The sequence below is a fragment of the Shewanella sp. Koi 1 genome (assembly GCF_052907445.1).
Genome location: NZ_JBREJM010000001.1, coordinates 3,451,887 through 3,463,305 on the forward strand (window position 1 = coordinate 3,451,887; position 11,419 = coordinate 3,463,305).

The 11,419-nt window shown below is 45.6% G+C and carries 9 protein-coding genes, 8 tRNA genes and 1 pseudogene; 6 read left to right on the forward strand and 12 right to left on the reverse strand.

Features of this window, described 5'->3' with window-relative positions; translation table 11 throughout:
- The first annotated feature begins 108 nt into the window (after positions 1-108).
- Positions 109-771, forward strand: coding sequence for a peptidylprolyl isomerase (gene slyD, locus ACUZ8J_RS15255; RefSeq protein WP_446694286.1), 663 nt, complete (start codon positions 109-111; stop codon positions 769-771).
- A gap of 191 nt (positions 772-962) precedes the next feature.
- Positions 963-1,340, forward strand: coding sequence for a hypothetical protein (locus ACUZ8J_RS15260; protein ID WP_126512698.1), 378 nt, complete (start codon positions 963-965; stop codon positions 1,338-1,340).
- Between the two features lie 31 nt (positions 1,341-1,371).
- On the opposite strand, the gene trpR is transcribed toward ACUZ8J_RS15260, so the two are convergent.
- Entirely contained in the window at positions 1,372-1,647 is a 276-nt protein-coding gene (trpR, locus tag ACUZ8J_RS15265) for a trp operon repressor (RefSeq protein WP_011621923.1), read from the reverse strand.
- Positions 1,648-1,836: 189 nt separating this feature from the next.
- On the opposite strand from trpR, the gene ACUZ8J_RS15270 reads away from it, so the two are divergent.
- On the forward strand, positions 1,837-2,286 hold the full coding sequence (locus tag ACUZ8J_RS15270) for a c-type cytochrome (protein ID WP_011625579.1): 450 nt from the start codon (positions 1,837-1,839) through the stop codon (positions 2,284-2,286).
- A 65-nt stretch (positions 2,287-2,351) separates the two neighbouring features.
- Here the strand turns inward: ACUZ8J_RS15270 and ACUZ8J_RS15275 are convergent, their stop codons facing one another.
- A complete protein-coding gene (locus ACUZ8J_RS15275) occupies positions 2,352-3,041 on the reverse strand; it encodes a cytochrome b/b6 domain-containing protein (protein WP_446694287.1) in 690 nt (229 codons plus the stop codon).
- A gap of 297 nt (positions 3,042-3,338) precedes the next feature.
- On the opposite strand from ACUZ8J_RS15275, the gene hpf reads away from it, so the two are divergent.
- The 3 genes from hpf to ACUZ8J_RS15290 all read left to right on the forward strand — a co-directional run bounded on the left by hpf (position 3,339) and on the right by ACUZ8J_RS15290 (position 8,241).
- On the forward strand, positions 3,339-3,695 hold the full coding sequence (hpf, locus tag ACUZ8J_RS15280) for a ribosome hibernation-promoting factor, HPF/YfiA family (protein WP_011621920.1): 357 nt from the start codon (positions 3,339-3,341) through the stop codon (positions 3,693-3,695).
- Between the two features lie 1,189 nt (positions 3,696-4,884).
- Entirely contained in the window at positions 4,885-5,349 is a 465-nt protein-coding gene (locus ACUZ8J_RS15285; RefSeq protein ID WP_011716230.1) for a DNA polymerase III subunit chi, read from the forward strand.
- 15 nt (positions 5,350-5,364) lie between these two features.
- Positions 5,365-8,241 (forward strand): valine--tRNA ligase, encoded by a 2,877-nt coding sequence (locus tag ACUZ8J_RS15290; RefSeq protein WP_279767415.1) that lies wholly within the window; start codon positions 5,365-5,367, stop codon positions 8,239-8,241.
- A gap of 406 nt (positions 8,242-8,647) precedes the next feature.
- Here the strand turns inward: ACUZ8J_RS15290 and ACUZ8J_RS15295 are convergent.
- The 10 genes and pseudogenes from ACUZ8J_RS15295 to ACUZ8J_RS15340 all read right to left on the reverse strand — a co-directional run bounded on the left by ACUZ8J_RS15295 (position 8,648) and on the right by ACUZ8J_RS15340 (position 11,412).
- Positions 8,648-8,724, reverse strand: a tRNA-Arg gene (locus ACUZ8J_RS15295).
- A gap of 94 nt (positions 8,725-8,818) precedes the next feature.
- Positions 8,819-8,910, reverse strand: a tRNA-Ser gene (locus ACUZ8J_RS15300).
- A 36-nt stretch (positions 8,911-8,946) separates the two neighbouring features.
- Positions 8,947-9,023, reverse strand: a tRNA-Arg gene (locus ACUZ8J_RS15305).
- A 44-nt stretch (positions 9,024-9,067) separates the two neighbouring features.
- Positions 9,068-9,144, reverse strand: a tRNA-Arg gene (locus tag ACUZ8J_RS15310).
- A 43-nt stretch (positions 9,145-9,187) separates the two neighbouring features.
- Positions 9,188-9,264: transfer RNA gene (locus ACUZ8J_RS15315), tRNA-Arg, on the reverse strand.
- A gap of 82 nt (positions 9,265-9,346) precedes the next feature.
- Positions 9,347-9,423 (reverse strand) — tRNA-Arg (locus ACUZ8J_RS15320).
- Between the two features lie 28 nt (positions 9,424-9,451).
- Positions 9,452-9,528: transfer RNA gene (locus ACUZ8J_RS15325), tRNA-Arg, on the reverse strand.
- Positions 9,529-9,546: 18 nt separating this feature from the next.
- Positions 9,547-9,638 (reverse strand) — tRNA-Ser (locus ACUZ8J_RS15330).
- Positions 9,639-9,841: 203 nt separating this feature from the next.
- Positions 9,842-10,039, reverse strand: coding sequence for a carbon storage regulator CsrA (gene csrA, locus ACUZ8J_RS15335; RefSeq protein ID WP_006082602.1), 198 nt, complete (start codon positions 10,037-10,039; stop codon positions 9,842-9,844).
- Positions 10,040-10,157: 118 nt separating this feature from the next.
- A pseudogene (locus ACUZ8J_RS15340) lies at positions 10,158-11,412 on the reverse strand (aspartate kinase).
- Positions 11,413-11,419 lie beyond the last annotated feature (7 nt).

Genomic DNA, 11,419 nt, shown 5'->3' on the forward strand with positions numbered 1-11,419 from the left:
CATCACGCCAACAAAAAGCTGTGCGATATCTAACATAAGCAACTTCAAATTATCGCCAGCGCCCCAAAAGCACGTTATTATGCGCGCACATTCCGAACCGGAGGCGATATGAAGATCACCCAACACAGCGCGGTAACCATTCATTACCGTTTATCAGATCAAGACGGCAGACTTTTAGAAGACTCTTTTGATGCCGAACCTATGCTCTATCTGCACGGTGCAGAAAACCTGATCCCTGGATTAGAAGCTGCATTAGAAGGTAAAACCAAGGGCGAAATACTGGATGTGACTATTAGTGCCGAAGAAGCCTACGGTCCTTACCACGATGGTCTGCGTCAAGCTGTGCCATTAGAAGCATTCGGTGATATCGAAGATATCGTTCCTGGTATGCGCTTTATTGCCGAGACAGAAATGGGTCAACGCCCAGTGCAAGTTGTCGAAGTCAAAGATGATGTGGTCATCGTTGATGGCAACCATCCTTTAGCGGGTCAAGCACTGAGCTTCAACATTGAAATTATCGATGTTCGCGCTGCAACTGCAGAAGAAGTTGCCCATGGCCATATCCATGCCCACGGCGGATGTGGTAGCCATGGACACAGCCATGATCATGACCACGGCGGCGGATGCTGTGGTGGTTCAAGCCAAGATGCGGGTGGCTGTTGTGGCGGTTCTGATAATCATGGTCATCATCACCATGACCACGATCATGAAGCATGCGACACACCAAAAACAGGTTGTGATGGCAATGGCGGTTGCGGTTGCCGCGGCTAATCTAGGCCGTAACGCCTAAAGCTCACTAACCCGAGCAAGATAATGAAGCACTTCCTTACATAAGGAGGTGCTTTTTTTATCAACAAATGTTTATAATCCAAAGGTAACACGGAAGTTTTAGATAGATTTAGCATTTTTAACTGGAATATTAGGGTTTTAAACCTATTTCGATATCACGCGACGGAGTGCATATGTTAACAAAACCTGTATACGAAGCTTTACCTTATGGTTATATGGCATTAGGCATCGCAAGCTTTATGCTGCTCGAACCCAATTATGCTTTGATTGCTTCAGCTGTCATCTTTGTGCTTGGCGCAAGAATTTACACTATGCGCTCCCAAAACCGTCGTACCGACCCTATCAAACGTAGGAAATCAGGCGGGATCCCTAAGATGATTTATGACCTATTACCCTTCTTATACTTGCTAGGTGCATTGTCCATCTTTAAGTTTTTACCCGAAAAGTTTTACCCATTATTAGCCATATTACTCTTAAGCTACAGCTTCTACATTCTGGTAAGACGTACGCTTTATCGTCGTCATAAGTTGCCTGTCACCCCAATGTTTTAGGCTATTTAAGGATAAAGGCACCACAGCGACCTTATTTGATGAGCTGTTGAATTTTTTCTCTATGGCTGGGTGCCATATTCTTTAAATAGTTTGAACAGCGTGTGATCGTGGCGATGCTGACCTCGTATTCCGCCGCTATTTGCCGCTGGCTCATCTCACCATCGAGTAATAATTGAAATACCTTTAATCGTCCCGCGATCGCACTGCGCTCTTCTTCTGTCAGCAATAAATGGAACAACACTGAGAGTTCTTCATAGTTTCCATGGCTCAATATTTTCTCTAAAACTAAGTCCCAATTGGCTCGCATAATCGCCCCAGTAGTATTGTTTAAGCATTACAACGGCAGTTTAGCAGATTTACTCAACCAACAAATAACTTGTTACGTTTATCCCTCCTGCCTAGACAAAAACTGACAAAAATGCTTCTAGTACATTGAGTTAATTTGTGTACAATAGGAGCGCAATGTCACACTTCGACGCTAATTTGTGAGAATACGATGAAAAAATTACTCCTGACTCTCGTTGCCGGTACCTTATTGGCTTCAACTGCACAAGCACACAATTTTGAAGATGCGAAGGACGCGATTGAATATCGCCAATCTGCATTTGGCCTGATTGCTTATAACTTTGGCGATATGGGCGCAATGATGAAAGGCAAGAAACCTTTCGAAGCTGAAACCTTCGCGATGCGCGCCAACAATGTTGCTGCTCTTTCGCACATTCCTTTCGAAGGCTTTATTGAAGGTTCAGATAAAGGCGATACTGAAGCGCTAGCCAAAGTATGGCAAGATAAGGCTGACTTCGACGCTAAGATGAAAACCTTCCAAGAAAATGCCGCTATTTTAGCGACTGTGGCTCAAAAAGGTGACCAAGCTGAAATCAAGCAAGCCTTTATGAACACAGGCAAGAGCTGTAAAGGCTGTCACGACGTGTACAAAAAAGACTAATTACGCGTTGTAATGTCTAATAAAAAAGCCTGCTACATGCAGGCTTTTTTAATGTTCAGCATTGGCTAGAGCACTTGTACTATGGGCCACATCAAATAGGTAAACACCACTCCAGCGATGATTAACAGCACGATTAAGGCCAACCAGTGTGATTTAAACACCAACTGAGTTTCAGATTCGGCGTGCTCAACTTTAGACACCCGTTTATAACCGCTGAGCATGGCTCCCACTAATTTGTCACCTTTAAGCGCGTGTACAACGACAGCCAACACATGCACGGCACTCAAGGCTAAGATGAGGTTGAAATTCATTTTATGCAACCAAGTGAGAAACGAAGCAGTATCAGTACTCACATAGCTGTACAGAGGACCTTCGGTAAACACATCATCGGTAGCAAAGAGTCCAGTGATGAGCTGTAAGCTGATAATGGCAATCAACACAATCACCATATAACCGCCCATCGGGTTATGCCCTAAAACCACTGACACGCCCTTTGAGCGAACGTCTTTCAAATATTCAAACACCACCTTGGGATGATGCACGAAGTGACTAAATCTCGCAGTATCACTGCCAATCAAGCCCCATAAAAGCCGAAAGCCAATCAAAATCAACAAACTATAAGCAAAAATCTGGTGCCACTGCATTTCTCCCACTTCGGCGCTCCACCAAAGTAAGGCCATGAGGGCCACCATGCCCCAGTGAAAAAAGCGTGTGGGTAAATCCCAGACTTTAACTTTGATATGTTCGGTTTCCATAATACCTGCCACTCGACTGAGCAATGAAATAAGTGAAGGTATTTTATCGGGATCTAATGAAAAACTTAAAGTAAAGATAGGTAAATGATGGGAAAGACTGCGCAGTTATCCCATCAAATATGGCCTGTTCCGATAACCAATTCAAGCCTTTTCGACCAAGAATCCGCGAGATTTGTCTAAGCGATCAAATAACCAACGAACAGAACTGAACAGGGTAAAAAATGTGATTTAGATCTCGTTTTTAAGGGTGTAGATTGGTAATCTGAAATCGAAGGAAACAAATAGAAGGTGCAACATATGCTAAAGATTACGAGCAAACAACTAGAAGTCACTGCCCCAATCCGTGAACGCATTGAAAGCCGTTTTGACAAACTTTCTAGGCACGATGTGCAGTTGATTAATCCCCATGTCATCATCACAGAGGAGAAACCTGGTTTCAAAATTGAAGCATCGGTTGGCATCCCAAATGGAGAACTTTTTGCTCAAGCAAAACACGACAATCTTTATGCAGCCATTACGGCCATGGGTCAAAAATTAGAGAAACAACTCAATCGATTAACCCATAAACCTGAAGCACAACGTTTCGCATCCATTGCTCATCCCGAAGATGCTGTTAATGTCGAGGATGATTATGAGGAGGAAGATGCAGCTTAAGTTACTAGATGTTAGTGCGAGACCACATCACTTCGAGAGCATAAAGTAGATAAGGTTTAATAGGTCACATTTTTAGCAAAAGTTTGATAGACCATCCTAATGGCCAGTAAAAAGAGTGTGAACCTGTAAATAACTACTACACTTTACTAAGTGACAGCAGAATCGAAGTGATGTGAATTTCAACTTAAAAGCGTTAAATATCACCATAAGAAGGAGTACGCCGCCACACAAAACTCATACTCAAAAATAGTGACACAGGCAGTTACATTAAGACAGTCACATTACGGCAGTCATATTAAGACGGCCACATAAATTCGGTAACGCCAAGCTGTAATATTTATGCGTTTTCCTCTGATGATCAAATGAGATGCGAGGTTACTAAAAAATAGAGACCAATGACCAACAACTAACGACAAACGCACTAAATGGGTGTTAACACACGAGTCGATCATAAAGGAGTAACCTACTACATCATATTGCCAATTTTAGTCTTACAAACTCTTTGAGCCCAAATGTAACAATCCAAGAGGAGGACGTCAGCAATAGAGCCACCATAGGTACCATGAAAGACCACTTTAGGTGAATTAGCTTCTTAACAGTCAAACAATATGAGGAGGTTAATAGCGTTATCGGTAATATGAGCAAGTGGGCATATTACAAATAGTGAGTAAAAAGAATTTAGATAACACGGAACAAGGCGAGCTGCTTAACAGCAAAATACCCAGTACCTTTTTGAGTACTAATATCAGCCAGATTCCTTTATTTATATTCTGTAGTGTAATCGTAAGTGAAAATGTAAGTTAAAATTGTAAGTTGAAAGTGAGTTAACCTGCTGAATAAACAAAATCTAATGCGATATGTGTTGTTTATTCACAAAGCGTCAATAAAATCCTTTAATAACAATGCTCAATAACCTAGGAGGAATAGTTTGTTTGACCAGTCTTTCAACCAGCGCACCTTCGGGTGCGCTTTGCTTTTATATCCCCAAAACCCATAGTCGTTTAACCATTACTCTTAGTCTTAAGCGAGTACTTAAGCTGTGCACATTTGGCACAGTAACGGCTTAAGCCAACCCCTGTCCCCTCCGCTCAAGCTCCCGTGAAAAACCCCGATGCTAAGCGTTAACCCCGCTTGAGTTTTAGTGTAGACTTACCCGTTCGTCTATAACTTAAAGCAAGGCATTGAAATCATGACTCAAGCGCTGTTTTATTTACTGCCGCCGATGGGCGTGAACACGGCCCTTAATGACATGTATCAATTGGCTTGCCGTCTAGCCCAACAGGGATTTATAAACCAGCAGCAGGTCTATATTCACTGTCAGGACAAGAACATCGCCTTCGAAATCGACGAGTTACTATGGCAGTTTGAACCCAGTGCATTTGTCCCCCATAACCTCAAAGGTGAAGGCCCCACCACAGGCTCACCTGTTGAAATCGGTTTTGACAGACTCGGCCCAAACAAAAGTCGCCAACTTCTGATTAATCTTGCAGACCAAGTACCTCCGTTTGCGGTAAACTTTGGTCAAATCTTCGATTTTGTGGCTAATGACGACCAACATAAAGCGATAGCACGTGAACGCTACCGCCAATATCGTGGCTTAGGGATTGAATTAACAACCCAAAATTTAGCAACACATCCACTTAATTTAGCTTGAGACAGATACGTTCCCATGGAAAAAACATACGATCCTCAGTCCATTGAGCAGACTCTTTACCAAAACTGGGAAGAGCAAGGTTACTTTAAGCCCCACGGCGATGCCTCACAGGGCAACTATTGCATCATGATCCCGCCACCTAACGTGACGGGCAGTCTGCACATGGGCCACGCTTTCCAAGATACCATCATGGATACACTGATCCGCTACCAACGTATGAAGGGTAAAAACACCCTGTGGCAAGTCGGTACTGACCATGCGGGTATTGCGACTCAAATGCTGGTTGAGCGTAAGCTTGAAGCCGAAGAAGGCAAGAGCCGCCATGACCTTGGCCGCGATGCTTTTATGGAAAAAGTATGGGAATGGAAAGCGCAATCTGGCGGCACCATCACTAAGCAGCTGCGTCGTATGGGCGCCTCAGTGGATTGGGACCGTGAGCGCTTCACTATGGACGAAGGCTTGTCTAAAGCCGTACAAGAAGTGTTTGTCCGTCTCTATGAAGATGATTTGATTTACCGTGGTAAACGTTTAGTGAATTGGGATCCTAAACTACACACCGCGATTTCTGATCTCGAAGTGGAAAACAAAGAAAAGCAAGGCCACATGTGGCACCTGCGTTATCCATTAGCCGATGGCGAGCTGACTGCCGACGGTAAAGATTACCTCGAAGTCGCCACCACACGTCCAGAAACTATGCTGGGCGATAGCGCGGTTGCAGTTCATCCAGACGATGAGCGTTATCAAGCGCTGATCGGCAAATTTATTCTGCTGCCTATCGTTAATCGTCGCATCCCTATCGTTGCCGATGACTATGTAGACATGGAGTTTGGCACAGGCTGTGTGAAGATCACTCCTGCCCACGACTTTAACGACTATGAAGTAGGTAAACGTCACAAGCTTCCTATGTTCAACGTGTTGACCTTAGATGCGGCCATTCGTGCATCCGCTGAAGTCGTCAATACCGATGGCACCATCAACACTAGCTTAGATGGTAGCCTGCCAGAGCGTTTCGCAGGCCTTGATCGTTTCAAAGCTCGTGATGCTATCGTGGCCGAATTTGAAACCTTAGGTCTGCTCGAAAAAATCGCGCCACACGGCCTAAAAGTGCCCTACGGTGACCGCTCAGGCGTAGTAATCGAACCAATGCTGACCGACCAATGGTACGTCGCCGTTGCGCCTATGGCGAAAACCGCTATAGAAGCCGTTGAAAATGGCGACATTAAATTTGTGCCGCAGCAGTACGAAAACATGTACTTCTCTTGGATGCGCGACATTCAAGATTGGTGTATCTCTCGCCAATTATGGTGGGGTCACCGCATTCCCGCTTGGTATGATGCTAACGGTAAGGTGTATGTTGGCCGTAACGAAGCTGAAGTGCGTGCTAAGCACAATATCGATGATTCAATTGCCCTGCGCCAAGATGAAGACGTACTGGATACCTGGTTCAGCTCTGCCCTGTGGACATTCTCAACCTTAGGCTGGCCTGACAATGTTGAAGATTTAAAAACCTTCCACCCGACCGACGTGTTGGTGACGGGTTTTGACATCATCTTCTTCTGGGTTGCCCGTATGATCATGATGACCATGCACTTCATCAAAGATGAAGACGGTAAGCCACAGGTGCCATTTAAAACCGTTTATGTGACAGGCCTTATCCGCGATGAAGCGGGTAACAAGATGTCAAAATCTAAGGGCAACGTACTTGACCCATTGGATATGATTGACGGTATCGATCTAGAAGCCCTAGTTGAAAAACGCACTGGCAACATGATGCAACCTCAACTCGCCGCCAAGATCGAAAAGAGCACCCGTAAAGAATTTGAAAACGGTATCGAAGCTCACGGTACCGATGCCCTACGCTTTACCCTAGCGGCAATGGCCTCAACTGGCCGTGATATCAACTGGGATATGAAGCGTTTAGACGGTTACCGCAGCTTCTGTAACAAGCTTTGGAACGCGTCACGCTACGTGCTGATGAATACAGAAGGCCAAGATTGCGGCCCGAACTCACCGGATTACCAAGGCGGTGAGATGGAACTGTCACTGGCGGATCGCTGGATTATCGGTTTATTCAACCAAACCGTGAAAACCTACGACGACCACATGACAAACTACCGTTTCGACCTTGCAGCGAACACGCTGTACGAGTTCACCTGGAACCAGTTCTGCGATTGGTATTTAGAGTTAACTAAACCAGTACTGCAAAACGGCAATGAAGCGCAAATGCGTGGCACCCGCCATACGCTGGTCAATGTGTTAGAAGCGATGCAACGCTTGATGCACCCAATGATGCCATACATCACTGAAACCATCTGGCAACGCGTTAAACCGCTGACTGGCGCTCAAGGCGACACCATCATGCTGGCACCATTCCCAAGCTATGATGCCGCCAAAGTAGATGCGACCGCGATGGCCGATCTCGAGTGGGTTAAGCAAGTCATTGTTGCAGTACGTAATATCCGTGCCGAACTCAATATTGCGCCTTCTAAGCCATTAAATGCCCTACTGCGTGGCGTGAGCGCCCAAGATCAAGCCCGTGTTGAAGCTAACCAAGCCTTCTTCACAACGCTTGCGCGCTTAGAGAGCATGACGATTCTTGGCGAAGGTGAAACAGCGCCAATGTCGACCACAGGTCTGATTGGCGAAATGGAATTATTGATTCCGATGGCAGGTCTGGTGGATGTCGCGGCTGAAATGGCTCGCATCGACAAGCAGCTTGAGAAGCTGACTCAAGAGATTGCCCGTATCGAAGGTAAATTATCGAATGAAGGCTTCGTGGCGAAAGCACCGCCAGCCGTCATTGATAAAGAACGCGCCAAGATGGCCGATCTGAGCCGTGATATGGACAAACTAAAAGAGCAAAAAGCCGAGTTTGCTAAGCTAGAAGCCTAATCACGACATCTACGCTAAAAAGGGCTGTATTTTACAGCCCTTTTTATTTCCCCAAATTGCTGCGCTAACACTCTTCAAACCTCTCTCAGGACTCGTCCCTAAGACGCGAAGTCACTCATCAATCCCTTGTTCCATGCTTATCTCTTCGTCTCTTTTACAGCTCAACTTGCGAGTCAAGATAACCCTTACAGCTATCTCTTTATCAGGCGCTAAACAGCAAGCCAGCGCGATAACATCATCGCTTAAGGCATAGGTACTAGATTAAACATAGCGTGGCGCAAGAAGCGAATTATCAAGGTTTTAAAGCATGGGAAGAGATAAGGATTGATTCGAGATGAAGCAGAAAAATTTCATTAAAAAAGCCCTGCAATTGCTTGCAGGGCTTATCTAAATCTAACTAAGTAAATGGTGCGCGTGGAAGGATTCGAACCTCCGACCGCCTGGTTCGTAGCCAGGTACTCTATCCAGCTGAGCTACACGCGCTTAAATACTGGGTAAGTTGCCACCTTACCGATAGACTTGAGTCTAGAAGAAGCACTTAAGTCTCGCAAATTAAATCTATTCACTAGGAATAGAATGGCGGAGAAGGAGGGATTCGAACCCTCGATGGGAGATAAAGCCCATACTCCCTTAGCAGGGGAGCGCCTTCGGCCACTCGGCCACCTCTCCGCAAAATCTGCATTTGTAAGCTAATACTTACTAAAATGGTGCGCGTGGAAGGATTCGAACCTCCGACCGCCTGGTTCGTAGCCAGGTACTCTATCCAGCTGAGCTACACGCGCGATTTTTGCGTTTTGCTAACAAAGCTAAAGCTCTGTCGGCGAATTGGTGCGCATGGAAGGAGTCGAACCTCCGACCGCCTGGTTCGTAGCCAGGTACTCTATCCAGCTGAGCTACATGCGCATTTTTAACTGTTATCTCAACACATTCGCATTGAGATTGAATATGGTGCGCGTGGAAGGATTCGAACCTCCGACCGCCTGGTTCGTAGCCAGGTACTCTATCCAGCTGAGCTACACGCGCTTAAAACACTTACTTGAAGCACTAATTACAAAATTTCGTCTGAAATTCAAACCTGATGAGTTAAACATAACTAATGCAGAGATGGTGCGCATGGAAGGAGTCGAACCTCCGACCGCCTGGTTCGTAGCCAGGTACTCTATCCAGCTGAGCTACATGCGCGACTTGTATCTATCTTGCTTCAATAAAATGGTGCGCGTGGAAGGATTCGAACCTCCGACCGCCTGGTTCGTAGCCAGGTACTCTATCCAGCTGAGCTACACGCGCACTTTTATCGGTAAGAAATGGCGGAGAAGGAGGGATTCGAACCCTCGATGGGAGATAAAGCCCATACTCCCTTAGCAGGGGAGCGCCTTCGGCCACTCGGCCACCTCTCCGTTTTCTTGGCGCACATATTACTGTTTGACGAAAATAAGTCAAACCCTTTTTCTGAAACAACTTCTGTTTGAAGCGTTTTTAATCACATTGCTGTTATATCCATCCAATGTGTTGATTTGCGCCAATCTTTCGGTTCAAAAAATAAAAAAGCCAGTTAAAAAACTGACTCTTCTATGTCGCTAATACTCGCCTAAGCGCCGTATTAAAAGTTACCACCTTCTGAAGGTGTACCTGATTTTTCAGATTGAATGCGTTGATAGATTTCTTCACGGTGGACAGAAACCTCTTTCGGTGCATTAACACCAATACGCACTTGATTGCCTTTTACCCCTAGCACTGTAACTGTGACTTCATCACCAATCATCAGTGTTTCGCCAACACGACGAGTCAAAATCAGCATTCGATAGCTCCTTTATGTCTTAATTCAGCTTACACACGGCACTCATCCGGTAGATGGGCATATTATAGGGTCAGCTGAGTACAAATTAATAGTATTCAATACTCAAACAGTTATTTAATTACACCTTATTTAGCTCGAAGGCGTGATGCAACGCTCGAACCGCCTTGTGTAAGTCCCTTTCATCGATCACAGTTGACAATTTACTCTCCGATGTCGAAAGTAACTTAGCATGGATTGTTTCATTACCCAATACATCTAACATCTTAGTCAATAATCCAACTTTTGCCTGTAAACCTTTGCCAACTAAAGACACTTTTGCACGTTGACGCTCAACAATCAATTGGCCTAGATCAAGACTTTCGCTTAAAAGCTCTAGCTCATGCAATAAAATATCGACCTTGGCTTCGGCCAGCATAAAACTGACACATTCGGCTGCTGAGGTTTCATTGAGCTTGAGCGGGGTAATAAACTCAACATCAATCTCAAGCCGTGCCAAGCAGGCTAACAGTGCTTGATAATGCTCACTGCTAGTAAACAAACCTTCGATGGTTAAGGTCGCAAGCGTTATTAATTGCAATACCTTGCACGGATGCGGCCATCGCTAGCTCTGATTCATCACCAAATTGGATCAATGTCCCATGGCCCGCCTCAAAGCTGGACAATACACGCAGTGGTACTCTAAAACGTTGTGCGTATTCAACCGAGTCGGGATGCAACACCTTAGCGCCCAGTTTTGCCATTTCTAGCATCACATCAAAACCAATCACATCGAGGCGTCTGGCACTACTATCGATATTCGGATCGGTCGTAAATACACCGGGCACGTCGGTAAAGATTTGGCATTCATCGGCTTTTAACGCCGCAGCGAGTGCCACTGCCGTAGTATCAGAACCACCGCGCCCTAGGGTTGTTACATCACCATTGGGATCAATACCTTGAAAACCAGCCACAATCGGCACAATGCCGTCGTTTAGCAACGAAGTTAAGTATGCCGTATCGACACGCTCAATACTCGCTCGACCAAACTGACTGTTTGTATGAATTTGGACTTGATCGCCAGTCAGGGATCTCGCGTTAATGCCGCGACGTTGTAACGCCATCGCCATTAACGCAATACTGATTTGCTCTCCCGTCGAGACCAGCATATCGAGTTCCCGCGCACTCGCGCGGGGATCGATTTGCGCCGCAAGCGCAAATAGTCTGTTGGTCTCCCCTGCCATAGCAGAAAGCACCAAGACCTGCAGCTCACCATTGTGAGCGGACTTTGCAATTTGCTCGGCAACCACTTCGATGCGTTCAATCGAACCCACCGAAGTGCCACCAAACTTCTTCACAAAAAGCTTGCTACCACTAAGCTTTCGTTTTTCGAGCACAGCAACC